This is a genomic window from Sediminibacillus albus (assembly GCF_900101125.1).
Lineage (GTDB): Bacteria > Bacillota > Bacilli > Bacillales > Amphibacillaceae > Sediminibacillus > Sediminibacillus albus.
Genome location: NZ_FNFL01000001.1, coordinates 1,130,658 through 1,155,751, shown reverse-complemented (window position 1 = coordinate 1,155,751; position 25,094 = coordinate 1,130,658). Strand labels below are relative to the sequence as shown.

The following is a 25,094-nucleotide window of genomic DNA, read 5'->3' as shown; positions in this document are numbered from 1 at the left end:
TTTATTTTTCCTGGTATGCTTTGTAGGTTTGTGCCAATGTTTTTGCTGCCAGCGGCAGAGCTCTTTCATCTATGTCAAACATTGGATGATGGTGCGGATAATAATGGTCTTCTTTTTTTGCTCCTGTAAAGAAAAAAGCTCCAGGCTTTTCCAGTATATAGTAAGAAAAGTCTTCTCCGACCATACCAGGTACTACTTCCTGAGATTTTTCCACTCCTGGAACCTGCTCAGCCGCCTTTAATACAAGCGCTGCTTCTTCGGGATGGTTGACAACAGGAGGATATCCTTTCTCATAAGTGAAGTCATAACCTGCATCATAGCCTACACAGACTCCTTTGATGACCTTTTCCATTTCCTTGATAATCAAATCCTGAATTTCTGGATCAAAGGTGCGGACGGTCCCGGTGATTGTTGCGGTATCGGCAATAATATTGAACGTGCTTCCCGACTGGAATGTTCCAATGGTCAGTACCGCGGTACCGAGCGGGTCAATCCGGCGGCTGACAATATTCTGCAGGCTGGTAACCACTTGAGAGCCGATGATAATTGCGTCCTTAGTTTGATGAGGCTGGGCCCCATGGCCGCCTTTGCCTTTGATGGTTATCTCAAATCGGTCAGCCCCAGCCATAAATTCTTTCAAGGATGTTTCTACCACTCCAACCGGTGTATTGGACCATAAATGGGTGCCGAACACCGCATCTACGTCTTCAATAATTCCTGATTCAACAATCGGTTTGGCACCGCCCGGTGATAATTCTTCTGCGTGCTGATGGACAAAGACGACAGTGCCAGGCAATTGATCCTGGTACTCTTTCATGACCTTTGCGAGAACGAGCATGGTTGCCGTATGCCCATCATGGCCGCAGGCGTGCATGACTCCCGGGACTTTCGATTTATATGGAACCTCTTTTTCATCGGAAATCGGCAAAGCATCAAAATCAGCACGAAGGGCGACCTTCTTTCCGGGTTTTCCCCCTTCTAAAGTAGCAACAACTCCGTTTCCACCAACTTTTGTTTGATATGGGATGCCGAGCCTTTCATATGTATCGGCAATATACCGGGACGTTTTCTCCTCTTGGAAAGATAACTCCGGATATTGATGAAGATACCGGCGTATATCAACCATTTCCTGATAATGATTTTCTAAGCGAGTCATTAATTCATTCCACAAAGTAATTCCCCCTTTACCTTTCCTGCTAGTATACCATAGCCCATTCAACCAACCACAAGTAGAGCGATTTTCAGTAGAAGAGGATCAACTTGGGGGAGAAGTGGAGCGAAAGTCTGGAAAAGTGGATCATTCGAGATGAAGTAGAGCGACTCCCGGCAGAAGAGGAGCAACTTAGCGATAATCCGTGAAGGTGGATCATCTCCAGGACAGAAGACTATATGCGGCTTAAATAAATAAAAAACTGGCTTGCTGCCAACTTTTTGATGGCAGCAAGCCAGTTTCATGGTTTGTTCATTACGCAAGTCTTGAGTCAGTTAATAATCGATCGATTTCCTCTTTATGGCCGGTTTCATCGGCAATCATATCTTCTAGCTTGACTACTAATTCGGTAAAGCCTAATGCTTCTGCTTGTTTTTTGCGTTTTTCATAACGCTCGATTGTTTCGTGCTCTGCCTTGCGGGCTTCCTCCAGCATATCTTTTACTTCTGTAAGCTGTTTTACTTGGGCAGGCTGTGTTGTCGGAGTCCCCCCAAGGATAGCTATTTTGTCTGAGAGGTAGAGCGCGTGTCCGATTTCATCATTGATTTCCTCTTCGAAAAACGGTTTCAGTGCGGATCGGTAGAGCCCTGATACTACAGCGGCATTGTAAGTGTACATGATCGTTGCTGCATATTCATTGGCTAAATCTTCATTGAGGCCATCAATTAGCTCTTGCAATTGTGTATTGTCTGCCATGCAATATCATCCTTTCTCTTATTATACGTATGGCATAAATATAATTCCCTCGTAGTTTTTTTATAAACATATAGGGGAATTTATTAGCAGATAAATAATAACAATAAAAGAAAATCTATTTTTAAAGGGGATATTATGAAAAAACGTTCGTATTTTTATGTTTCTTTTTTCCTTTTAGCTGTTCTCTCCGGGATTTATATTACAATAGACGTCCTGTTTTCAGCACAGCCCTTGTTAGATAAATGGACAGGACCAGTAGTAGAAGGGCTGGACAATACGATGATTTTCTTCTTTTTTCGCTGGATCACTGAGCTGGGCTCAGGAAGTTTTATCACGCCTTTCGCGATAGTGATGGCACTGGTGCTATTGCTTTTCACTAGAGATTGGCTGGCGGTAATCATGTTTGTGACAGGGACGTTTTTGAGCTACCGGATAAATTACTGGATAAAGCTTTTAGTTGAACGAGAGCGGCCGAGAGTTTTGGCGGAAGCCGAGGGAGTAGGATTCAGTTTTCCATCTGGGCACGCAATGGGAGCGATGGTAACGTATGGTATGCTTGTTTATTTTTTATTAAAGTATATAAAATCGCAAAAGGCTGCATTGGCTATTAATATTTTCGGTTTTTGTCTGATTTTGTTAATTGGCTTGAGCCGCTATGTGATTCGCGTCCATTACTTGACGGATGTCCTGGGCGGGTATGCATTTGGATTTGTATATATTGTGGTGTGGATCGGTTTGTATCATTTTCTGCAGCAGCTGATCAAACCTAAATATCGACATCTCCGCCTCTAGACGGAGGTAAAACCCTTCCATCGGTCGTTCATGCAGTCTCTTTCTCTATTTATAATTAGTGTAAGATACGTAAACATTGTTATTATGGAACGCAGTTTGCTGCAAAATAGCAGGAATTATACCGGCTAAACACGAATATTAGATGGGATGAGGAGAGAATCAAAATGAAAAACAATCACTTCCTGCGTAGTATTTTTGCCATTAGTATCATTTTGGCAGGAACTGTGCTCGTTTTAGCAAACATCGGCATTATCTCTTGGGATTTCATGGAAGCTTGGCTGTATATTTATCCTGCTTTTTTTGTATTGCTTGGATTGAAATGGACATTTGACGGAATCCGGGGGAGAGCTGGCTTATCAGCCGGTTCTTTTTTAGCTATTTTCGGTTCTCTATTATTATTGGACCGGTTTCAAATCATCGCTTTTACTTTTGGTGATGTTTATAAATTATGGCCGCTTCTGCTCGTATACTTAGGGTTCAGCATCTTCGGCTCTTCTACCAGGAGAAAAAGAAAGCGGACATTTCAATTTATTTTTGATTCGGATAAACACCAAAGCAAGAAGATGCCGAGAAAGCAGAAGTTTGCAATCGGTGATCATGACTTCAGTAATGCCAATTGGCAGGTGGAGCCGATGGATTTATGGAATGCGGTTGGCGATTATCATCTTGATTTCACCAAAGCATTCATCCCGGATGAGGAAATACCGATCAGTATCCAGGGCTGGGCAGGCGATATTAGAATACTAATGCCGGAGAATGTGGAGTTAGCTATAGAAGCTCATGTGAAAGCTGGCGATATTAATGTGTTTGGTTTAAATGCAGAAGGAATTAATCGTGAAGTTTTTTATGAGACCCCCAACTATAAACAGGCAACCAGGAAATTGGATATCTATTTGAGTTTAAAAGCCGGTTCCATCCGGGTCGATAGAGTATAAGGGGGCTGTCACTGATGCTGAAACGCTTGAACACGATTCGTTATACGTATATTCGCTCACTTTTATACGGTTTGTTTTTGACCAATATTACTTTGCTGGCTATTCTATTATCAATATTTGTTTTGTTCCAGCCGGCATGGCTGAATGCCACAAGTATCTTTTTGACCGTAATACTTTACATAATTTTAGGGGTTTTTATATCGATTTATGTCGGCTTTAAATCCAGCGGAGACATGAAGGACAGAATGGACTACTTATCCGTCTTAATTACTCAGTTGTCGCGCGGGAATTATACTTCACGGGTTTATTTCAGTGAAGAAGATGAAATTGCCAGGATCGGCAACGAGTTAAACGAATTAGGCGAAAAGCTGCAAAGCCAAGTGAAATCCTTGCAGCGAATGGCTGATGAGAAGTCTGAATATGCCAAAACAGCTCACAAGGCTGCTACGATTGAGGAAAGACAGCGGCTGGCTAGAGATCTGCATGACGCTGTCAGTCAGCAGTTATTCGCTTTAACGATGATGTCCCAGGCTACCCTAAGGCTGTTTGACAGTGATCCATCCCAAGCGAGGGAACAGCTGGAGGAGATCACAGCAACTGCTTTGAAGGCGCAAACAGAAATGCGCGCGCTGCTGCTGCATTTAAGACCGATTGACTTGTCCGGCCAGCCTTTGAAAAAGGGTGTTCAAGAGCTTGTCGACGAATTAAGGCAAAAGTGCCAAATCAACTTTCATTTACATATGGAAGAAGTCGAATTATCCGGCACTGCTGAAGAGCATTTATTCCGGATAGTCCAGGAATCATTGTCCAATACATTAAGGCATGCAAATGCATCTGAAGTAACGATAGAAATTATTGAAAGAAATAAGGAACTATTTATACATATAGCAGATAACGGAGCCGGTTTTGATCTCCATACGGACCAAAGAAAAAAAATGTCGTACGGACTGAAAACAATGCGGGAGCGCTGTGAAGAGATTGGCGGAACTTTTGCAATCAGGTCTCAGCTGGGGGCAGGAACACATATAGATATCAGGATACCGTTATAACTGAAAATGCCAGGGTGGAGGGAGCAGGTAAGATGATAAAAGTAGTAGTCGTAGATGACCATGAGATTGTCCGGAAAGGCGTTATTGCCTACTTGAAAACAGAGCCAGGTCTGGAAATCGTCGGGGAGGCGTCGAGCGGCCAGGAAGGTGCCGATATTGTCAATAAAACGACCCCTGACGTGGTTCTGATGGACTTGATCATGGAAAATGGCACCGGGATTGAAGCTACGAAAACCATAATGGCTTCCCAGCCGACGTGCAAGGTGATCATTTTGACAAGTTATTATGATGATGAGCAAGTATTTCCTGCTTTGGAGGCCGGGGCTTACAGTTACATGCTGAAAACCGCCAGTGCTGATGAAATAGCTTCAGCGATTAAGAAAGCTTCTGCCGGAGAGCCAGTGATAGAGCCTAAAGTTGCCAGTAAGATGATGACCAGTTTTCGCTCAGCTTCGGGCAAGCCTCATCAGCAATTGACAGAAAGGGAGCTAGAGGTATTAATGTGTATCGGTGATGGATTAACAAACCAGGAAATCGGCGAAAAACTGTTTATTGGTGTGAAAACAGTTAAGACTCATGTCAGTAATATTCTTGGTAAGCTAGAGGTTCATGACCGTACTCAGGCAGCAGTATATGCCCATAAGAATGGCCTGTTTAGAAAGTGAACGCTTGCCCGAGAAGTCTCTTTTTCCAAAAGGAAAGAGGCTTTTTCTTATCAGAATCCATTATTCTGAATAATTTTCCTTTGTTTTTGTACCGGCGGCTAGTATAATAATTTTTGAATGCTTTAGGAAAGGGGCTATTTCATGGCAGTTAGTCAACAAACGAAAGAAACAATACTATTGATCATTTGGGGACAAGCCTTAACAGCTATGCTCGGCAGTTTGTTTTTCTCGGAATTCATGGGATACACACCTTGTGAATTATGTTGGTATCAAAGGATTTTGATGTATCCGCTCGTTATTATATATGGTTACGCTGCTGTCAAAAAGGATATCCGCCTGGCACTTCCCGGCTTGATTATGAGCGGGCTCGGCATTGGGGTATCAACTTATCATTATTTAATCCAGAAATTACCCGCCCTTCATGATGCTGGAGCAGCCTGTGGTTTAGTGCCCTGTAACGGCCAATATATAAATTACTTCGGCTTTGTGACCATCCCGTTGCTAGCTTTAGTCGCTTTTTTAGTTATTTTTATTCTACATATTAGCTTGCTAGTGCAACAAAGGAGAGATTAGTAATGAAAAAAAAGATGTTGATATTTTTCGGTGTTATTGTAGTACTAATTACCGCACTTATCTTTGTCGTCAGCTACCAAAATAACCAAAAGCTTGAAGACAATCCTTATGGAAAAGAAGAATTAAGGCAATCAACGATTGATCAGATAGATAACCCCATGTATCAAAATCAAATCCTGCCTGGCGAATTAGAAGAGAAGCTCGATAACAATGAGGATGTTACCGTGTATTTTTACAGCCCTGAGTGTGTACATTGCCAAAAAACCACACCAGTCATCGTTCCTATGACGAAAGAGTATGATATAGATATGAAAAAGTTGAATATTCTCGAATTCGAAAAACCATGGCAGACGTATAATATTGAGGGAACGCCAACGGTTATCCATTTTGAAAATGGAGAAGAAGCGGCAAGAATCAGCGGAGAAAATTCCGTATCTACTTGGGATAGCTTCTTCCAGGAAAATGTGCTCGACGAAGAATAAGCAAAGAATCAACGTTTAAAAAAAGGACAGCGGAATCCCCGCTGTCTTTTTGAATGCAGCTATGTAAACGTACATTCGCTATTTACAGTTATTCTGATTCAATCATATGCGCTTCAGTTGTGTAAGAAGGCCCGGCATGGTATGGCGGCCGCTTTTTCTGTTTAGAGGAAGCATGAGCCTTGGCAAACGACTCCGACTCTTTCCACTCCTGATAGCTCTTTTGTGAGTCCCACTGGACGAGCACAACGTATTTATTGCCCTGCAGCGGGCGGAGGACACGAAGTGCATGAAACCCTTGGATGTCGTCCATCGAACCAGATCTACTTTTGAACTGATCCTCAAACAGCGGTCTTCCTTCATAGGTAACAGGGATATTATTCATCACGACATACCCGCTTTCCTTTAGCTCACCATTTGCTACAAAGCTTTCATATTCTCTTGCCTGCTCGAATATGGACGTATGCTTTCCTTCGTAGTAAGCAATGGTGGCATCATCTGTCTGCATTAAATAGATGTGTTTATCCTTGTGCTCTTTTTTAATTTTTGATAAAAAATCAAAAGTCCCATGAGTAATTTGTGCTTTCATGTATGATCGCCTGCCTTTTCATATTTTATCTTTCCTATACGTGTCACCTGATGATCAATCAGTAGTAGTGAAAAAGCAATATCTCCATTATTCTGTTCATTCCAAGCGTAGCAATACAAGAATGGAAACGCAACCTTGCCTTTCTTCTATATTACCCATTTTGACAGAGAAGTGAACAAAATGTTTATGTAACTTTCTTTCTATCGTATAATAAAAGGTATGGTTTTTATAAAACTTATTTGGTTATAGAGATTATTATAAAGGTGGATATAATGGAACCAAAACAATTATTCGTTTGGATAAATAGATTAAAGTGGCCGTTGGTTGTTATTGGAGCGATAGTTTTGCTCGGACTGCTTGGCTACTTAACAATCCTTTTTGGAGGCAGATTTGTAGTAGATGAAGAGGATCTCGTACTGCCGGCTGCAACGATCGTAGAAACAACGGATGGCTCGGAAATCGGCAAAATCTATGATGAATACCGTCTGCCTGTATTGATTGAGGAAGTGCCGGAACATGTAGAAAATGCGTTTTTGGCTATAGAGGATCACCGTTTTTACGACCATGCCGGTGTTGATTTTAAGTCAGTGTCCCGTGCCGTTTTTCGGGATATCGCTACGATGGAAAAAGCGGAAGGTGGAAGTACCATCACCCAGCAACTTGCTAAAAACTTGTTCCTCCATAACGAAAAGACGTGGATGAGAAAGACAAAAGAGGTTATGGCCGCTATTTATTTGGAAAGAAACTTTAGTAAAAAGAAAATTTTGGAGTATTATTTGAACGAAATTTATTTTGCCCATGGCGTTTATGGTGTGGGAGCAGCTGCCGAATTTTATTTCAGTAAATCTGTAGATGAGTTGTCGATAACAGAAGGTGCTCTATTAGCTGCTTTGTCAAAAGCGCCAAATACGTATTCACCACTGATTGATCCGGATAAAGCCAAAGACCGGCGTGACTTGGTATTACAGCAGATGAGCCAATTTAATATGCTTGAAACGGAGGAAATGCTGCAGCTGCAGGGAAAGACGCTTGGAGTGGACCAAAAAAACGAAGAGGAAGTGCCCTGGTTTGATTCATACGTCGACCTAGCCATTAAAGAAGCGGAGGAAAAATACCAATTATCGTTAGCAGAACTGAAGCGCGGAGGCTACCGGATTGTGGTCAATGTAGATGAGACTGCCCAGCAGATCGCCTATGAAAAATTTCAGGAGGCCGAAAACTTTCCGGAATCCCTTCCCGGCGCCCAAGGGGCGTTTGTATTAATGGACCACAAAACCGGTGAAATTGCAGCAGCAATAGGAGGCCGTGATTTCCAGGCAGGCGACCTTAATCGGCTTTTACTCCCCAAACAGCCGGGCTCGACGATTAAACCGATTGCTGTCTATGGACCGGCAATGATGCTAGACAAATACCAGCCGTATTCTCTTCTGGTAGATAAGAAGCAGAGCTATGGAGACTATACTGCAACCAATTACGATGACAGCTACCAAGGGGAAGTGTCCATGTATGAAGCGATCATGCGATCCAAGAATGCGCCAGCAGTATGGCTGCTGGACGAAATAGGCATTTCCTATTCGAAGCGTTATTTAAAGAAGATGGGAATCGATCTTTCCGATCAGGGGCTGGCCATTGCGCTTGGCGGCTTGGAGGAGGGGATTTCTCCTTTAAAGCTTGGTGAGGCCTACAGTTCATTTGCCAATCAAGGGAAGATGGCAACAGGATACACCATAGATCGCATTCATGATAGGAGCGATGCAGTTGCCTATCAAGCAGAACCAGAAAACATAGAGGTTTTTTCTGCCCAGACTGCCTGGAATATGGTCAGAATGTTGGAACGGGCTGTTGCTGGTGGAACAGCAGCTCCGGGAGAATATGCAGGCGCATTGGCTGGAAAAACGGGATCTACCCAGCATCCATTTGCCGAAGGACAAGTAAAGGACGCCTGGTTTGCAGGTTTTACTCCACAGTATGCGACTGTACTTTGGATGGGCTATGATCAGGTAGATGAAGAACATTATTTGACGAAAGGCAGCGAATCTCCAACGATACTTGCCAAAGCTATTCTGGCGGATTGGAGTAAAGAACAGGATTTAGGCAATGAATTTGAACAACCTAAGCATGTGAAAGACGTTGAGAAGCCAATCGAACTGCCGGTGATTTCTGATTTAAAGGCTGAATTCAATTTGGGAGGATTTTCGCTCATACGTGGAAAGCTATCCTGGACAGCATCGCCTGACGATCGAGTCGTTTATCAGATTTATCGAGTATCTGGTGGACAGGATCAAAAAATCGGAGAAGTAAAAGGAAAGGGCCAGTACCAAATCAAAAGAGCCAGTTTGTTTAGGGACACGACTTATTATGTCGTACCTTACAACCCGCTGACAAATCGAAAAGGGAACGCCTCAAATCATGCAAAGCTTTCCCTGGACTTTTAACATGAGCTTAATTGTCTTCCGCATGCAACGCATTAACGTACAAATTAGTGACAAATAAGGCCAATCGCTATACATCAAAATTATTAATCGGTATAGTGATTATGGAATGGATTAGATAAAAAGGGTGAAAAAGATGGCTAAAAAAATTAACGATACGATATTGAAAGCATTCAGGGGGGAAGAAACGGATTATACACCGGTATGGTATATGCGCCAGGCTGGTCGATCCCAAAAGGAATACAGGGAATTGAAGGAGAAATATTCTTTGTTTGAAATCACGCATCAACCGGAGCTTTGTGCTTATGTAACGAGGCTGCCTGTCGAACATTACGGTGTGGATGCTGCGATTTTATATAAAGATATTATGTCCCCTTTACCTGCCATCGGTGTAGATGTGGAGATCAAGTCAGGCATCGGCCCTGTGATCGATAAGCCGATTCGTTCACGAAGCGATATAGATAAACTTGGTACGATCGACCCTGTATCAGACGTGCCTTATGTATTGGAAACCATCCGGCTGCTGTCAGAAGAACAATTGGATGTCCCTTTGATCGGCTTCAGCGGTGCTCCTTTTACTTTAGCCAGCTACATGATTGAAGGCGGGCCATCAAAGAATTACCATAAAACAAAAGCAATGATGTACAGTGATCCGACTGCCTGGTTTGCTTTAATGGATAAACTGGCAGATATGACAATTACTTATGCGAAAGCCCAGATACAATCCGGGGCAAAGGCTTTTCAAATTTTTGATTCATGGGTAGGGGCGTTACATGCTGCTGATTACCGTGAATACATTAAACCAATAATGAATCGGATTTTCACTGAGCTCAAACAGGAAGGTGTTCCACTGATTCTATTCGGCGTGGGGGCGCGCCATCTAATCATGGAATGGAATGACCTTCCTGTCGATGTGATAGGGCTTGATTGGCGTATTTCCGTCACAGAAGCCAGACAAATGGGAATTACGAAAGCATTGCAGGGAAACCTTGATCCGGCATTACTGGTGTCTGACTGGAAAGTGACGGAAGCACGGGCGAAAGCTATCTTAGATGAAGGAAGCAGCCAGCCGGGCTTTGTGTTTAACCTCGGCCATGGGGTTACACCGGAAATTGAGCCGGCGACTTTGAAGCGGCTGACAGACTTTATCCATCAATATTCGCAAAAAAAATAAGCTGGACGCTTCTCGGCGTCGTTTTTTCAATAGTAAGAAGTAGAGATAAAAGAAAGGCAAGAGGTGTTGGAAAGTGGCTAAAAAGAAAATCGGTTTACTTGTGATGGCTTACGGTACACCGTACAAAGAAGAAGATATTGAACGATACTATACAGACATTAGACACGGCAGAAAGCCGACCCCGGAAATGCTCGAAGATTTGACAGAAAGATACCGGGCGATCGGTGGGATTTCTCCACTCGCAAAAATTACGAAACAACAGGCACAGGGTATTGAGGACAGATTGAATACGATTCAGGATGATGTGGAATTCGTCCACTATCTCGGGTTGAAGCATATCGAGCCTTTTATTGAGGATGCTGTTTCGCAAATGGCCGATGATGGGATTGAGGAAGCGGTATCGATTGTGCTGGCGCCGCATTATTCTACCTTCAGTGTTAAGTCTTATAATGGGCGTGCCCGAAAGGAAGCAGAAAAGCATGGCAAACCAGTGATAACTTCTGTAGAAAGCTGGTATGATGAGCCAGGCTTTATCGATTACTGGGTAGAAGCGATTTCCAAGGTATATGGAAAAATGGACGACAAGGAAAAAGCCGAAGCTGTCTTGGTCGTATCGGCCCACAGCCTGCCCGAAAAGATTCTGCAAAACGGCGATCCATACCCTGACCAGCTAAAAAGAACGGCAGAATTGATTTCTGAAGCAACAGGTATTGAACAGTATGAGATAGGCTGGCAAAGTGAAGGGAACACGCCTGATCCTTGGCTTGGACCAGATGTCCAGGATCTCACCAGGGAGTTATATCACGAAAAAGGGTATCGTTCCTTTGTTTATGCACCAGTTGGATTTGTCGTCAATCATTTAGAAGTACTGTATGACAATGATTATGAGTGCAAAGTCGTATGCGATGAATTGGGTGCTAAGTACTACCGGCCGGACATGCCGAACGTTGCACCTAAATTTATTAACACACTGGCTGATGTGGTTTTAAAGAAATACAAAAGTACTGATAGCCATGGCAAATGATAAACAAATTGTCATTATCGGCGGCGGGATAACAGGATTGACAGCGGCTTATTATTTGCAAAAGCAAATCGATGAACAGCAGCTGCCATATCAAGTAAGGTTAGTCGAGGCAAGTGATCGTCTGGGCGGAAAAATCAAGTCTGTAAAAAAAGACGGTTACACGTTTGAACGCGGACCTGATTCCTTTTTGATACGGAAACCATCTGCGGCCAAGCTTGCCAAAGAGGTTGGCCTGGAAGATCAATTAATAAAAAACGGAACTGGGCAGTCTTATATCTTAGTTGGCGATAAACTGCATAAGATGCCAAGCGGATCATTCATGGGCATTCCAACCCAAGTCCGCCCGTTCTTGTTTTCGAGTGTTTTTTCAACCAAAGGAAAGCTGACAGCTGGATTAGACTTGATCAAGCCGAAAGGAAAGCAGGCATCAGATCAATCGCTAGGTTTATTTTTCAGGCGCCGATTTGGCGATGAATTGGTGGAAAACCTCGTCGAACCGCTGCTGTCAGGTATTTACGCAGGGGATATTGACAATCTGAGCCTAATGGCTACATTTCCGAATTTTTACGAGCTTGAACAAGAGCATAGAAGCCTTGTAAAGGGACTACGCAAAACAGTCCCTAAAAAGAAAAAGACCAAGGACAAAAAGCCAAGTATGTTTTATTCTCTGGAGAATGGCCTCGAATCCTTAGTAGATGCTGTCGAGAGGCGTTTGAAAAACGGAACGCTTATCAAGGGTGTTTCCGTCGACCATATTGAGCGGAAGAATGAGAGCTATCATTTACTGCTCGGTAGCGGCGAAGTACTGAAGGCAGATACGATTGTGATGGCAGCACCGCATTTTGCTGCCCAGCGGATGCTAAGCCAATATGATTTTATGGACCCGTTTAAAGAGATGTCGGCTACATCTGTTGCTAATGTCACGTTGGCTTTTGACGCTTCTGCCATCAAAAAGGATTTCAATGGTACAGGCTTTGTCGTTTCCCGCAATAGTGATTACCGGATTACCGCTTGTACGTGGACCCATAAGAAGTGGCCAAAATCAACGCCAGATGGGAAAGTCCTGCTGCGCTGCTATGTAGGGCGGCCCGGAGACGAACAAGTCGTCGATTTACCCGATGAGACAGTTGTCGATATCGTGATGAAGGACTTAAAAAAAATTATGGATATAACCGAGGCACCAGAATTTACGGTAGTCTCCCGTTGGAAAAACGCCATGCCGCAATATTCTGTTGGCCATAAGGACAGATTGAACCAGGTGAGAGACCATATGAGAGAGACGCTTCCAGGTGTTTTTTTGGCCGGCAGTTCTTACGAAGGAATTGGTATCCCTGACTGCATCGACCAAGGTGAAGAAGCGGTGGATAAAGTACTCGCTTTCCTGTCCGCTCACGATTAACAAGCAAAGGAGTTAACTCCTTTGCTTGTTTTTTTATTTGACTGTATGCTAACAGCAGTGGATCCATAAAAATAGAAAAAGCAGCTTAATTGCTAAGCTGCTAATAAATGTGATTGGAATTGTATTATCTGGCGGGATGATCGCATTGGTCACAAAGATTTCCATAACAATCAGCTTTTTCGAGTATTTCTTTCCCACAATTGTGACACTTTTTCCGAGGCAGGTTTCTGAAAAATTCCACAATGCTTATCAAAGAAAATCCCTCCATAATTAAGATATACTTTAATTGTAATATAACAGGGTTGTAAATACAATAGGCTGTATCATAACAATTTATTGAAGAGGGTGACTATTTATGAAGCTGACAGTGATCGGCTGTTGGGGGGCCTATCCTGCTAAGGACGAGGCTACTTCAGCATATTTACTCGAGAAGGACGGTTATTCTTGTTTGATTGATTGTGGCAGCGGCGTCTTGTCCCGCCTGCAGTCGTTTATAGGCGTGAAGGAATTGGATGCTGTTATACTATCTCATTATCACAACGATCATGTAGCCGATATTGGAGTATTGCAATATAGCTGGCTGGTACAGAACAGCCTTCAAGAAACGAGCGATGTTTTGCCGGTATATGGCCATAGTGAGGATCAAACAGGTTTTAAACAATTGACCCACCAATTTACCAAAGGGATTGCTTATGATCCGGAAAAGGAGCTCCATATAGGCCCGTTTCAATTTACCTTCCTGAAAACCAGCCATCCAGTTCCTTGTTATGCCATGCGTATCTCTGATGGAAACAAATCAATCGTATATACAGCTGATACCAGTTATAAAGAGGCATTTATCCCTTTCAGCAGGAAAGCGGATTTACTGATAACCGATTGTAACTTTTATGACGGACAAAATGGAACAAAGGCCGGCCATATGACTAGTAAACAAGGTGCACAAATTGCAGCAGAGGCCCAGGTGAAACAGCTTTTGCTCAGCCATCTTCCCCACTTTGGTAATCATGAGGAGCTAGTGGCACAAGCAGGTGCAACTTTTCAGGGAGATATTCAGCTTGCTCACGAGGGGTGGGTATGGCACGGGTAAAAAAGTCCTAATCATTGCCCTGGAATTAGACTTTAGGTAAAATAAAATGACAGACAAGTTTTAAGGAGGGTTTTTGATCATGCTATTTATCGATAATGAAGGAATTACAGATCCTCATATCAATCTAGCCATCGAGGAATATATTTTAAAAAATTTCGGAGCAGATAATACATATTTGCTGTTTTATATTAATGAACCGTCGATTATCATAGGGAAAAATCAAAACACCATCGAAGAAATTAACACCAATTATGTCGATGCCAATGGAATCCATGTTGTCCGTCGTTTATCAGGGGGAGGGGCCGTCTATCATGATCAGGGAAACTTGAACTTCAGTTTTATCACAAAAGATGATGGCAACAGCTTTCATGATTTTGCAAAATTCACCGAACCTGTGACTGACGCCTTGAAAAAGCTGGGAGTAAATGCCCATCTGCAGGGACGGAATGACATTTTAGTAGACGGACGTAAGATTTCTGGAAATGCCCAATTCTCGACAAAGGGTCGGATGTTCAGCCATGGCACCTTAATGTTTGATTCAGAAATTGAAAATGTGGTGTCTGCCCTGAATGTGAAAATGGAGAAAATCAAATCAAAAGGAATTAAATCCATTCGCAGCCGGGTTGCCAATATTTCTGAATTTCTGGATGAGCAGATCACTATGGAAGAATTCAAGCAATTGATTCTTAGATACATCTTTGATGTGGAAGATATTAAGGATGTTCCGCAATATAAGCTAACCGACGAGGACTGGGAGAATATCCATAAGCTTTCCAAAGAACGGTACCAAAAGTGGGATTGGAATTACGGCCGCTCTCCTGCTTTCAATATTCAGCAATCCCATAAGTTCGCTGCAGGCTCTGTTGATGTCCGCCTTGATGTCAAAAAAGGCACCATTGAAAATGCCAAAATTTATGGAGACTTTTTCGGAGTCGGCGATATAGCAGACATTGAAGAAAGATTGACAGGGATTCGGTATGAGCGCCAGTCAATCGAATCGGCATTAAATGATCTAGATATCAGCCACTACCTTGGCAAGATTTCCAAAGAAGAATTTATCGATTTAATGTACTAATTCACTGCTGGATAAAAGAGATTGGGACAAAAGTATAGTTGCCAAAGCAAAAATCGAACGATGATTCGAAATCTTTAGGTTTCGAGCTCGTTCGATTTTTCTTTTCTCTTACTTAAGAAGATTACCTACAGACACAGTGACAACTCTCTTTCTTCCTTCTAGCAAGGTTGGGTGCCGGCAGCATACTTCGCTCTCCGTGGGCACGACTTCAGCCTCCTTGAAAATAAAGGAGCCCTTTTCTGCGTGCGATGAGTCGCTGTCGAAGCGTTCCTTGTCCTCAGAAGCAAGAACGGCTTCCTCCGGGGTCTTCAGACTCATGCTATTTCCACAAGAGTCTCCGTATTCTGCCGGCGCTAATCGGACTGGTCTGACTACCTTGCATAACCACCGCTACGGAAATCCACTACGCTTTCCGCGGGCGGCTGGTGAGCCTCCTCGAGCTTGCGCTCTGCGGGGTCTCACCGAGGCCTTTTCTCCCGCAGGAGTCTCCGTGGATTTCCTCCGCTGAAAGTCTACGTACGGTAATACACAAATGCTTATAATTTACTTGAAATCGCGGTGTACTACCGCTTATCCGGTACTACTGTTACATTGCCATTTATAATAATTTCGTCATCAATCGAATGCTTGAAGATGGCCTTTTAAGACTTCATATGCTGTTCTTGTTCGGTTTTTGCAAGGGGATGTATGATATGTCCCATTTGCTATATCTGGAAGGTTTCGCCATTTTTTCTGATTTTCAGTTGCTAGTATGGATGTCTTACTTTATAATATATGGTAATAGCAATAATGAATGACTATTCATTCACGGGAGGGTAATCATGAATCTTAGTGATCAAATTTCTGTAACTGCCCAACAGCATCCGGAGAAAACAGCATACATATTTGAAGGAAAAGACACGACCTATCAACAACTGGAAAGTTCGATCAGCAGGTTTGCGGACAGCCTGCAGCAGATGGGTTACCAAAAAGGCGACCATCTTGCGCTCGCGGTCGGCAATAGCCCCTATTTTATTATTGGGATGTATGGAGCACTGCGCGCTGGGATCACGGTGATCCCGATCAATCCGATTTATACTCCGGATGAAATGGCTTATATTTTGCAAGATGGCGATGTCAAAGGAATTATTACTATGGATGTGCTGGCAGCAAAGTTTGAAGCCATCTCAGACGTGTTAACGGATGTCCGGCATGTGATTATCGCAGAAACGGGGGAAGCGGTCAGCCAGTCTGCCGGAGATTTTTTATTAAAGAGAATGAAACCGTTTGCAAAAATGATAGAGGAAGGCAGCTCCGTCTTTTCACGCCCCCAGCTTAAAGAAAATGATACGGCCCTCGTTTTATATACTTCAGGAACGACCGGGAAACCTAAGGGGGCTATGTTGACACACAAAAACCTTTATTCCAATGCTAAAGATGTAGCCGACTACTTGGAGATGGATGGCAAGGATAAAGTGATTGCAGCTTTGCCGATGTTCCACGTTTTCTGTCTTACTGTCGCGTTGAATGCTCCTCTAATGAACGGTGGAAGTGTATTAATCGTTCCTAAATTTTCTCCGGAAGCTGTTTTTAAGATTGCTAGAAAACATGGCGCGACAGTTTTTGCAGGGGTGCCGACAATGTATAATTATCTGCTGCAGACACCGGGAAGCCATAAAGAAGATTTCCAGACCATCCGCTTATGCATTTCTGGTGGAGCAGCAATGCCTGTCGCATTGCTGAAGAACTTCGAGCAAAAATTCCAGGTAATGGTTTCCGAAGGATATGGACTATCTGAAGCCTCACCGGTAACCTGCTTCAACCCGCTGGACCGTGAGCGAAAACCAGGATCGATTGGCACTAATATAAAAAATGTCGTCAACAAAGTAGTCGATGAGTTTGGGGAGGAACTGCCAGCAGGAGAAGTCGGGGAATTAGTTGTAAAAGGACCAAATGTAATGGCAGGCTATTACAAAATGCCGGAAGAAACGGAAGCCATTCTAAAGGATGGTTGGCTATATACTGGTGACATGGCCAGGATGGACGAAGATGGCTATTTTTATATTGTTGACAGAAGAAAGGACATGATTATCGTAGGCGGATACAATGTCTACCCGCGTGAAGTCGAGGAAGTCCTTTACGAGCATCCAGAGATTGCAGAAGTCGCTGTCGTCGGAATGCCCGATCGAGATACAGGCGAAGCAGTTATCTGTTTTGTTGTTTCAGAAAATCCTTCTTTGTCAGAGGAGGACGTCATCAGCTTCTGTCAGGAAAGATTAGCTAAGTATAAAGTACCTGTCGCACTTGAGTTTTTAGCAGAACTGCCGAAAAATACCACGGGGAAGATTTTAAGAAAACAGCTGCGTGAACAAGTAGCCCCGAGCCGGCAGTGAGGAGGGGCAGCGGATAAAAGAATATGGTAAAATTTAAGAATCCCTTGTTCGGTAACCGGCAAGGGATTCCGTTTTATATTGCTGATAAGCACATGCAGGAGGAAAACATGATGAAAAAAATAGTAACAGTTTATCTAATCTATCTTTTCATTGTTTGGGGATACTTTTTGTTCTTTTATCCGTTATCCACGATTGGAGATTTCCGGTATGCCGCTTTAGCCCATGCAGTCTATTTCGCCAAGCTGCCGATTGAGTGGTTGTTGTTGTATGCTATTGTCAAAAAAGGCTGGTCCTTTGCGTGGGTGGGCTATATAGAAAGACGTGTCAATAAAAAATGGATGCAGACGCTGCTCTATTCCCTGGTATTAGTGATGGTTTATGAAACTATTCGTCTGCCCTTTAATTTATTGTGGCTATGGATCAGCCGGAGGGAAGGAACGAGCAGCCAATCGCTTGCTAATTGGCTGTATGAACTTGGATTGAATTCGTTATTTTTTTGGCTTGTTTTATCTGCCGGCATTTATGCGGCCATGCTGCTAATCAAAAGATACAAGAGGTGGTGGCTCGGTTTATGGCTGATCTTCCTCCCAGCAGTAATATTTATAATGTATATTCAGCCAGTCTGGATCGATCCACTTTATGAGGATTTCTCGGTAATGGAGCCTGGACCGCTCCGGACAGCAATCGAAGACTTGACGGAGAATGCGGGGCTGGAAGATGCCACCCTTCTTCAGGTTGATATGAGTGAAAAAACCACAACCTTTAATGCCTATGTCACCGGCATTATGGGAAATGCCCGAATTGTGCTGTGGGATACGACGCTCAATGGAATGCCGCAAGATGAAATTTTGTTTATCCTCTCACATGAAATCGGCCATTATATTATGCATCATGTGTATGCGGGGGTTGCAGGCTACCTCGTATTAAGCTTGCTTCTAATGTACCTTGCCGCGGTCGTTTACCGGCTATTCTGGCGGAATATTGAAAACAAGCATCTCTTCCGAAGTAAGCATGATTTACGGGCTGTACCTGTACTGTTGTTGGTTTTTTCTTTGCTGTTAAGCGCTGCCCAGCCGGTATCACTGTATGTTTCCAGGCAAATCGAGCAGTCGGCAGACTGGTATGCCATTAAAAATACGGAAAACTTGCAAGCAGGCATTAGCAGTTTCAGGCGAATGGCTGAACAGTCGAAAAGCGATATTGACCCGGTTTTTTGGGTTAAATGGCTGCGGTTTAGCCATCCTCCGATTCAGGAGCGAATTGATCGAATCGAAAAAGAACTTTCGGAGCGTGAAACCAACCAGGGAACTTCCCCGTAAATCTATATAAAAGGGGATGATGTATTGTGTTGGAGAACTATCAAAATCTTTTAATGGCAGAAAAAGAAAAAATGCGTGAAAAGGAAAATTTGCGCCTGGAATTGGAAGCAGCGGCTCTTCAACTGGAGAAAATAACAATAAATGAGCAGCGCTTTAAGCGCAAGCTTGACAAGGAAAAAGTAGATGTCGACAAGCTTGAAGGGATTAGCATAAAGGGTTTGTTCATCGCTTTAGCAGGAAAGAAGGATGAAGTATTGGACCGGGAGAAGCAAGAGCTGTTGGAAGCACAACTGAAATGGAAAGAAGCCCGGTCGGCAAGAAGAGAGCTAGAACTAGAATACCGAACACTACAAACCAGAATAGACGAATTGGGCTTTCCAGAGGATGCTTACAATCGGCTGCTCGAGCAAAAGCAGCAGTTTTTGGTTCGCAATGGCTATCAGGAGGGGGAAAGAGTGCTTCAAATTTCTGAAACCATTGCTGAACTGCGTGCTGACAGCAAAGAAATACATGAGGCTTTGGAAGCGGGAAGACACGCTTCCAAAGCACTGGCGAAAGCGGAAGACGCCTTGGACAGTGCGAAGAATTGGGGAACGCTTGATATGTTTGGCGGTGGGATTATCTCTACAGCAATCAAGCATAGCCGGGTAGATGAAGCTGGTGAAGAAGTCCATCAGGCTCAAAGGCTGTTGAGAAAGTATTCCCATGAATTAAATGATATTGGCGAGACATTTACCTTGGATGTTTCCATTTCCGGCGGCTGGTCGGTGGCTGATTACTTTCTGGACGGCCTGATCACCGATTGGTTTGTTCAGGGGAAGATAAACGACTCAGCCAATCAGGTCCGATCAGTAAAGAATGAAACGGACAGATCGCTAATAAAACTCGAAGAGCTATCGGCCGAAGTCGACCAAAAAATCAAAGAACTGGAAAGCGATAAGAAAAGCCTTTTGGAGTCAATTACCTGACTTGCTAAGTCGGCTGCTTATGAGTGATTAAATACTCTTCATCGGTTAGATAAAAAGGACGATCAGGACGAGTGGTTAGTAAACCGAGTTTTTCCAATTTAAAGTAGCTTACTTTCCTGTGCGGGTCCCCATCAATGATAGGAAGCTCTTTTTGTTGGTCCATATAATTATCGACAGCCTGTTGCACGGTGTCTATATCCTCTGCAAGCTGTTTGTCCTTTTCCTCGAATAATTCATAGGTTTCACGGGACATGTAATACGTATCTTCCGGTTTTGCCTGCAGATAGGGAGCCAGCAAATCATAGTCAATCGTCCGGTCTTCGTTTATAAGGACACCGAGTGGAATTTCGGAGGAAAGCTCTGCGCTGTATTTCTGGACGGCAGTTCTTACTTCACTGATCGACATTGGCTTGACAGGCAGTTCTGCCTGTTTCTTTTGCCGGGTCTTTTTTCTGTTTTTTTTCTTTTTCCACATGACTAAATTCCTCCTTTTGTTTAAGAGCGTTATCATCGGCATACAATAAGGATAGGGAGGCGGTAAAATGGATAAAGTTAAAGATGCCCTCGAGCTGGAAATATATACGTTACTAAACCCTGAATTCGGGATGAATCCTGCCGAAATCCAGGGAGAGAAACTAATTGGTGCCCGCGCGGAAAAGGAAGAAGAAGAAAGCTAATTATAACGATAGTATAGCAAAGGTTCTACCTGACAATAAAGCGCTGCCATTGTTTTTAAATCAACTCCGACAGAATGTGGATTATTTTTACAAAAAATTCAATTTATTCTACCATTTTATTCAATTTTCTGGTAAATTAGTAATAGGCCTTTTACTTTTGCCTAATCACTAAATGAAGGGATGGTATTATGCTACATGAATTGAAATATGAAGTAACTCCGGTCACACTAGCCGTCATTGGAGAAGAGGTAGACAACAAATTTTCCTCGCATATTTTGGAAGATGAGGAGACCTTTCAAGTCAAACAACCTTCAAGTAAAATCATCGACATTGCTTGCAAATTCTTCGGCAGCAGCCTGCGGGGAAGACAGGAAGGTACAAAGGATATTTGTGGAATTACCCACAAAGCGCCTATCTCCATCGATCCTTCGAGCGGCATGTATTTTTTTCCGACGTCCTCTCCTAACAACCCTCAATGCTCATGGATAGCACATTCGCATATTGACCAAATCAATAAGGCATCCAGCCAATCCACCGAGATTACCTTCAAAAATGGCAAGTCCATCACCCTGCCGGTATCCCATGGTTCCATGTTAAACCAAATTCAGCGTACAGCCCAGTTCCGTTATTTGTTGGATCATCGCATCAAGTATTTGTGGAAGAATAATGTTGATGTGGTTGCTGAGCCTTTTGTATAAGTTCACGTAAAATATTTTCTACTTTTTTTCTAATGGCAGGATTGAAGTAATTTCTCTTCTCTTCGCGTCCCTTACAGATAAATAAAAAAGATGAGAAGGAATCATTCTTGTTTAAAGAAACGACCTGGAGTTGTTTTTTGGCCATGCGGCCGCGCAGCTGCCTTCGCTCGCTGACAGCTTCATGCTCCATTTTACCGAGAAGGTCTGCAAAAGGCTCTTTGATTTTGAATGTACTTTTGTGAAGGGCTTCGGTGTCTTTTTGTATCACCAGGATAGCCATGGAGAGAAATAGAAAACGTGAAGCCAAAGCTAGTTCTTCTTCGCTGAGATAACGCACTTGTTCTTCCTCCTTAACGAACATATGTTCTATTATAACCTAATTGTATGATATCTAAAACAAAAAATGCAAAATAATTAATTGGAAAGTAATCCAGGAAAAGTAAAAGGCCTGGTTAAACAGGAAGAAGGCAGGGCGGGAAGTGAAAAGGGTCCGTTTGTTATTAGGCTAGTTCCTTTCTTTTTGGGCACGCTATTAGTGGGTGATAATTGATGAAAGCAACGGATATAGAAAGCAAAAAATTCGATAAGGCGTTAGATGAAATACTCGATCTTTTCAACAACCTGGAAAGCGATGATCCGATTATCCATTTTGGTCAGGATGTGATGGATAATATCGAACGGGCAAAGAAAAAGTATGGCAATGACATGGTTGATGAAAAAATAAATACGGTTGTACGTGAAATGCTTTCCTGGCTTGATCTTGATGAGGTTGATATGGAGGAAGAAGGTAATAGCGATGATTAGCCCTAAGAAACAAGGGAGAGCGGGCTTAGATTAATCGCTACCGCGATTTAAGACCGCTAGTTAGTTAAAAGGGTTAAAAAGGTAAATGATAAGCAGCACAATAACTACTAGAAATACAATTCCATAAATGGCCGCTAATAGCGGGAGGTTTTCCTTTAATGAATGCTTTTCATAATTTCTCGAGCGGAGTAGTTCCTGCTGGCGGCTGCTGCCAGCTTTTTCAAATTCCTTTGCTTTATCTGTTTCTGATTTTCCGACCATCAATGTTATAATTAGCGCAATGATACACACAGCGAATGCTATCGCCATCAAAAGTACATACATCTGTTTTCCCCTCCAGTGGTAAGTGCAATAGATACATACCATTATACAAACAGCAGGCTGCCACTGCAAAGCAAAATAAAAAGACAAGCTGGGCAATTTTTATTGTTTACATTACAATTAAATTAGGGAAACTAGTCAATAGGTAGTATAGCAACTAAATGATCGGGGCGCGAGGAGTTTTGAACCAGATGTACATATTTAGTATCGACATAGCTGAACTAAGAGATCTAATTGAAAGTAATAGATTTGATGACCTGTTAATGGAGCTGCTGAAAAGCTATGAAAGCCTTGGGCCGCTTCCAGGATTATTGCTGCCTTTTGTCGAAGCCTTTTTGCCATTTTTGCCGCTGGTAGTGTTTGTACTTGCCAGTGCGGCAGCTTACGGATTGTTGGAGGGCTTTTTATTATCCTGGGTAGGAGCGAGTGCCGGGGCGATTTGTGTTTTTTGGATCGTCCGCAAGCTCGGGCAAAAACGCTTTTTTCTATGGCTGCGAAAAAACAAACAAGTAAAACGAGTAACCGCCTGGTTAGAGCGGCACGGTTTCGGACCGCTATTCCTGCTAATGTGCTTTCCTTTCTCACCGTCCTCGATAATCAACATTGTCGCAGGTCTCTCGAAGGTTAGCTTTCAACAGTTTGTTCTTGCTGTTTTGCTGGGAAAAACCGTAATGATCTTTACGATTGCTTTTATTGGGGATAGTATTGTATCTTTTGCACAAAATCCTGTAAAAACAATCGTGGTCGGGATAGGGATTTTATTGTTCTGGTTATTCGGCAAGTATATGGAGCAGCGGCTTCAAAGGAAGTCCAAGGAACACTTGCAGGCCGGAAAAAAGGATTAAAAAATTTTCTTCAGGGTAAAATAATGATAGACCAGCACCTGGAGGAAAATGAAATGAAAAAAATAAATTATTGGAAAATCATACGGACGGTCGCTATTGCAGGGATTCTAGCATTCCTTTTCCGTTCGTATTTATTTGCTAGTTATGTTGTTGATGGTAAGTCAATGGAGCCTACGTTGCACGATGAAAACTTAATCATGGTCAATAAAATGGTTTATGATCTGCGAGATATTGATCGATTCGATGTGATTGTTTTCCATGCTAATAAAAAAGAGGACTATGTCAAAAGAGTTATAGGGACACCAGGAGATACAATCGAATATAAGGATGACAAGCTTTACCTGAATGGAGAAAAAGTCGATGAAAAATATTTGGAACCTTTCAGGGAAGATGATGGGCAGCCGTTAACGGAAGATTTCACTTTGAATGACGTGACCGGCAGTAGGGTAGTCCCTGAGGGGCAATTGTTCGTCATGGGGGATAACCGCCGGGAAAGCTTGGACAGCAGGTATTTCGGATTTGTTTCGATTGAGGAAGTAGTCGGCAAAGTGGATGTCAGATATTGGCCTCTGTCCCAGGTTGGGTTAAGTTTTTAAGATAAAGGAGTGCCTTCAAGAATGAGACTTGAAGGCACTCCTTATTTTTTGCCTTGAGGTGCCGGCTGACTATCTAGTGTAAGGTTGATTAGTTGAAATTAAGGAACGTATGTTCTATGATGAGAATAAATACTAGTTGTCAGGAAGGACTTTAGCCAATAGAGCCAATCCGGCAAAGAGCATTGGAATCATCCATAAAACATGAAAAAAAGCGATTTCTGGAGCCAAAGCAGAACCCACCGCCGCACCTGTAAGCAGGGTGCATGAGTAGATGGCAATACCGCTGGTCCCTGCTGAAGAATGCCGGCCGACAAGTAAAACGACCATCGGGATGGTTAACGAGGTCGACACAATCATGAGAAAAGAAGCAATAGCAATCGTCCCCACATTTAAATGAATCAGTGCAGGAAGAAACCCCGCCGCCATAATCCCTAAATGAAATTGCAGTACCGTCCTAGGCTTGAATTTTTTTAACACATAACTTGTGAAGAACGAGGGGAAGATCCCAATCAAACTGATTAAGCGAAAAAGCTGAAGCGGGATCGGGAAATCCTTCCAAATAGTGTATAGGTAAATTTCAAAAGCGCCATAAAACAGCATAATCGGAAATAACAGGAAAAAGGCAATAACATAAAGCCAGCGGACGATAGGATTGCGCAAACATGATAAAATAGTAACAGTTAGTTTTTTAATATTAAGGCCGCCAGCGTTTGCTGAAGGCTGCAATGTAAACCATAAAAAGATAAAACAAGATAAATAAAAAAAACTGAAAGCGACGAATACGCTGGATACGGAAAAAGCACTGGCAAAGGCTGCAGATATTATTTGGCCGAATACGCCGGCAAAAAGAAAGCCGGTGTTAATCAGAGCAATCACCACTCCTTGAAATCCCGTGGTGAAATGGCTGAAACAATAACCAAATGCGAGCGGAGCAAAGCTTGCAGCCAACAATCCCTGGAAAACCCGGAGAAGCAGGATAGCCTCTATGCTGTCCACGAAGGCGAGGAGACTGGTGAGCAGTGTGAGAACTCCCATACCGGCCAGCATGATTTTGCTGAGGGGCAGTTGATCAGCCAAAAAGCCAAACAATAATAGGCCTAGTGCATAGGCGATGATGAACAAGGAACTGGATAGGGAAGCATGGGCGATGGTGACTTGATAGCTTTCTGACACGGCAGGATGCAAGGGAATCATTACATAAAGGCTGCTCGCGACAAAAATGCCGCAATAAATCAGGGCGGTTGCGGTAAAGGCTTGCCTGGCCATGCTACTGCCGCCTCCTTTCCGTTAAACTAGTGTACTATATGCAGCAGAC

General features: G+C 43.1%; 28 protein-coding genes. 20 read left to right on the top strand and 8 right to left on the bottom strand.

The features are described from left to right. Position 1: 1 nt before the first annotated feature. Both BLR93_RS05965 and BLR93_RS05960 read right to left on the bottom strand, forming a co-directional pair. The gene (locus BLR93_RS05965; protein WP_093212123.1) at positions 2–1,171 is read right to left on the bottom strand and encodes a M20 family metallopeptidase; all 1,170 of its coding nucleotides are present in this window, start codon (positions 1,169–1,171) and stop codon (positions 2–4) included. Between the two features lie 294 nt (positions 1,172–1,465). Further along, positions 1,466–1,906 carry a ferritin-like domain-containing protein gene (locus BLR93_RS05960; RefSeq protein WP_093212121.1) on the bottom strand — a complete coding sequence of 147 codons (441 nt, stop codon included), beginning with the start codon at positions 1,904–1,906 and terminating at the stop codon, positions 1,466–1,468. A gap of 135 nt (positions 1,907–2,041) precedes the next feature. Between BLR93_RS05960 and BLR93_RS05955 the strand changes: the two genes are divergently transcribed. From BLR93_RS05955 to BLR93_RS05930, 6 genes are all read left to right on the top strand, one after another. Further along, positions 2,042–2,698, top strand: coding sequence for a phosphatase PAP2 family protein (locus BLR93_RS05955; RefSeq protein WP_093212119.1), 657 nt, complete (start codon positions 2,042–2,044; stop codon positions 2,696–2,698). Between the two features lie 164 nt (positions 2,699–2,862). After that, the gene (gene liaF / locus BLR93_RS05950) at positions 2,863–3,633 is read left to right on the top strand and encodes a cell wall-active antibiotics response protein LiaF (protein ID WP_093212117.1); all 771 of its coding nucleotides are present in this window, start codon (positions 2,863–2,865) and stop codon (positions 3,631–3,633) included. Between the two features lie 14 nt (positions 3,634–3,647). Further along, positions 3,648–4,682 carry a sensor histidine kinase gene (locus BLR93_RS05945; protein ID WP_093212115.1) on the top strand — a complete coding sequence of 345 codons (1,035 nt, stop codon included), beginning with the start codon at positions 3,648–3,650 and terminating at the stop codon, positions 4,680–4,682. A 32-nt stretch (positions 4,683–4,714) separates the two neighbouring features. Continuing rightward, entirely contained in the window at positions 4,715–5,347 is a 633-nt protein-coding gene (locus BLR93_RS05940) for a response regulator (RefSeq protein ID WP_093212113.1), read from the top strand. A 141-nt stretch (positions 5,348–5,488) separates the two neighbouring features. Then, the gene (locus BLR93_RS05935) at positions 5,489–5,920 is read left to right on the top strand and encodes a disulfide oxidoreductase (RefSeq protein ID WP_093212111.1); all 432 of its coding nucleotides are present in this window, start codon (positions 5,489–5,491) and stop codon (positions 5,918–5,920) included. Positions 5,921–5,922: 2 nt separating this feature from the next. Further along, positions 5,923–6,402 carry a thioredoxin family protein gene (locus BLR93_RS05930; RefSeq protein ID WP_093212109.1) on the top strand — a complete coding sequence of 160 codons (480 nt, stop codon included), beginning with the start codon at positions 5,923–5,925 and terminating at the stop codon, positions 6,400–6,402. Positions 6,403–6,490: 88 nt separating this feature from the next. Here BLR93_RS05930 and BLR93_RS05925 read toward each other — a convergent pair whose 3' ends face one another. Next, positions 6,491–6,988 carry an antibiotic biosynthesis monooxygenase family protein gene (locus BLR93_RS05925; protein ID WP_093212107.1) on the bottom strand — a complete coding sequence of 166 codons (498 nt, stop codon included), beginning with the start codon at positions 6,986–6,988 and terminating at the stop codon, positions 6,491–6,493. A 272-nt stretch (positions 6,989–7,260) separates the two neighbouring features. Between BLR93_RS05925 and BLR93_RS05920 the strand changes: the two genes are divergently transcribed. From BLR93_RS05920 to hemY, 4 genes are all read left to right on the top strand, one after another. Then, on the top strand, positions 7,261–9,423 hold the full coding sequence (locus BLR93_RS05920) for a transglycosylase domain-containing protein (RefSeq protein ID WP_093212105.1): 2,163 nt from the start codon (positions 7,261–7,263) through the stop codon (positions 9,421–9,423). 133 nt (positions 9,424–9,556) lie between these two features. Further along, complete coding sequence (gene hemE / locus BLR93_RS05915) at positions 9,557–10,594, top strand: uroporphyrinogen decarboxylase (protein WP_093212103.1); 1,038 nt, start codon at positions 9,557–9,559, stop codon at positions 10,592–10,594. Between the two features lie 73 nt (positions 10,595–10,667). Continuing rightward, on the top strand, positions 10,668–11,618 hold the full coding sequence (hemH, locus tag BLR93_RS05910) for a ferrochelatase (protein WP_093212101.1): 951 nt from the start codon (positions 10,668–10,670) through the stop codon (positions 11,616–11,618). Continuing rightward, complete coding sequence (gene hemY / locus BLR93_RS05905; RefSeq protein ID WP_093212099.1) at positions 11,608–13,017, top strand: protoporphyrinogen oxidase; 1,410 nt, start codon at positions 11,608–11,610, stop codon at positions 13,015–13,017. The genes hemH and hemY overlap by 11 nt, the downstream gene beginning before the upstream one ends. Positions 13,018–13,141: 124 nt before the next feature. Here hemY and yhfH read toward each other — a convergent pair whose 3' ends face one another. Further along, positions 13,142–13,270 (bottom strand): protein YhfH, encoded by a 129-nt coding sequence (gene yhfH, locus BLR93_RS05900; protein WP_245690071.1) that lies wholly within the window; start codon positions 13,268–13,270, stop codon positions 13,142–13,144. A 102-nt stretch (positions 13,271–13,372) separates the two neighbouring features. On the opposite strand from yhfH, the gene BLR93_RS05895 reads away from it, so the two are divergent. From BLR93_RS05895 to BLR93_RS05870, 5 genes are all read left to right on the top strand, one after another. After that, on the top strand, positions 13,373–14,104 hold the full coding sequence (locus BLR93_RS05895; RefSeq protein ID WP_093212096.1) for an MBL fold metallo-hydrolase: 732 nt from the start codon (positions 13,373–13,375) through the stop codon (positions 14,102–14,104). Between the two features lie 79 nt (positions 14,105–14,183). Next, positions 14,184–15,179, top strand: coding sequence for a lipoate--protein ligase (gene lplA, locus BLR93_RS05890; RefSeq protein WP_093212094.1), 996 nt, complete (start codon positions 14,184–14,186; stop codon positions 15,177–15,179). Between the two features lie 821 nt (positions 15,180–16,000). Next, a complete protein-coding gene (locus tag BLR93_RS05880) occupies positions 16,001–17,551 on the top strand; it encodes a fatty acid--CoA ligase family protein (RefSeq protein ID WP_093212090.1) in 1,551 nt (516 codons plus the stop codon). 110 nt (positions 17,552–17,661) lie between these two features. Next, a complete protein-coding gene (locus BLR93_RS05875; RefSeq protein WP_175559255.1) occupies positions 17,662–18,870 on the top strand; it encodes a M48 family metalloprotease in 1,209 nt (402 codons plus the stop codon). Between the two features lie 26 nt (positions 18,871–18,896). After that, the gene (locus BLR93_RS05870; RefSeq protein ID WP_093212086.1) at positions 18,897–19,838 is read left to right on the top strand and encodes a hypothetical protein; all 942 of its coding nucleotides are present in this window, start codon (positions 18,897–18,899) and stop codon (positions 19,836–19,838) included. A 4-nt stretch (positions 19,839–19,842) separates the two neighbouring features. Here BLR93_RS05870 and BLR93_RS05865 read toward each other — a convergent pair whose 3' ends face one another. Next, complete coding sequence (locus BLR93_RS05865) at positions 19,843–20,313, bottom strand: DUF3939 domain-containing protein (protein ID WP_093212084.1); 471 nt, start codon at positions 20,311–20,313, stop codon at positions 19,843–19,845. Between the two features lie 67 nt (positions 20,314–20,380). Here BLR93_RS05865 and BLR93_RS18355 point away from each other — a divergent pair, with 67 nt between their 5' ends. Continuing rightward, a complete protein-coding gene (locus tag BLR93_RS18355) occupies positions 20,381–20,515 on the top strand; it encodes a hypothetical protein (RefSeq protein WP_281241680.1) in 135 nt (44 codons plus the stop codon). 188 nt (positions 20,516–20,703) lie between these two features. Then, a complete protein-coding gene (locus BLR93_RS05860) occupies positions 20,704–21,213 on the top strand; it encodes a competence protein ComK (RefSeq protein WP_093212082.1) in 510 nt (169 codons plus the stop codon). On the opposite strand, the gene BLR93_RS05855 is transcribed toward BLR93_RS05860, so the two are convergent. Continuing rightward, a complete protein-coding gene (locus tag BLR93_RS05855; RefSeq protein ID WP_093212080.1) occupies positions 21,161–21,550 on the bottom strand; it encodes a YhjD family protein in 390 nt (129 codons plus the stop codon). The genes BLR93_RS05860 and BLR93_RS05855 overlap by 53 nt on opposite strands. A gap of 212 nt (positions 21,551–21,762) precedes the next feature. Between BLR93_RS05855 and BLR93_RS05850 the strand changes: the two genes are divergently transcribed. Further along, the gene (locus tag BLR93_RS05850) at positions 21,763–22,017 is read left to right on the top strand and encodes a hypothetical protein (RefSeq protein ID WP_093212078.1); all 255 of its coding nucleotides are present in this window, start codon (positions 21,763–21,765) and stop codon (positions 22,015–22,017) included. 60 nt (positions 22,018–22,077) lie between these two features. Here the strand turns inward: BLR93_RS05850 and BLR93_RS05845 are convergent, their stop codons facing one another. Beyond that, entirely contained in the window at positions 22,078–22,341 is a 264-nt protein-coding gene (locus BLR93_RS05845; RefSeq protein ID WP_093212076.1) for a hypothetical protein, read from the bottom strand. A 188-nt stretch (positions 22,342–22,529) separates the two neighbouring features. Between BLR93_RS05845 and BLR93_RS05840 the strand changes: the two genes are divergently transcribed. Together BLR93_RS05840 and lepB are read left to right on the top strand one after the other, a co-directional pair. Then, positions 22,530–23,183 (top strand): TVP38/TMEM64 family protein, encoded by a 654-nt coding sequence (locus BLR93_RS05840; RefSeq protein WP_093212075.1) that lies wholly within the window; start codon positions 22,530–22,532, stop codon positions 23,181–23,183. Between the two features lie 53 nt (positions 23,184–23,236). Beyond that, positions 23,237–23,779: a signal peptidase I gene (lepB, locus tag BLR93_RS05835; RefSeq protein WP_093212404.1), complete on the top strand. Its 543-nt coding sequence runs from the start codon at positions 23,237–23,239 to the stop codon at positions 23,777–23,779. 132 nt (positions 23,780–23,911) lie between these two features. Here the strand turns inward: lepB and BLR93_RS05830 are convergent, their stop codons facing one another. Next, the gene (locus BLR93_RS05830) at positions 23,912–25,045 is read right to left on the bottom strand and encodes an MFS transporter (RefSeq protein WP_093212073.1); all 1,134 of its coding nucleotides are present in this window, start codon (positions 25,043–25,045) and stop codon (positions 23,912–23,914) included. Positions 25,046–25,094: the final 49 nt, after the last annotated feature.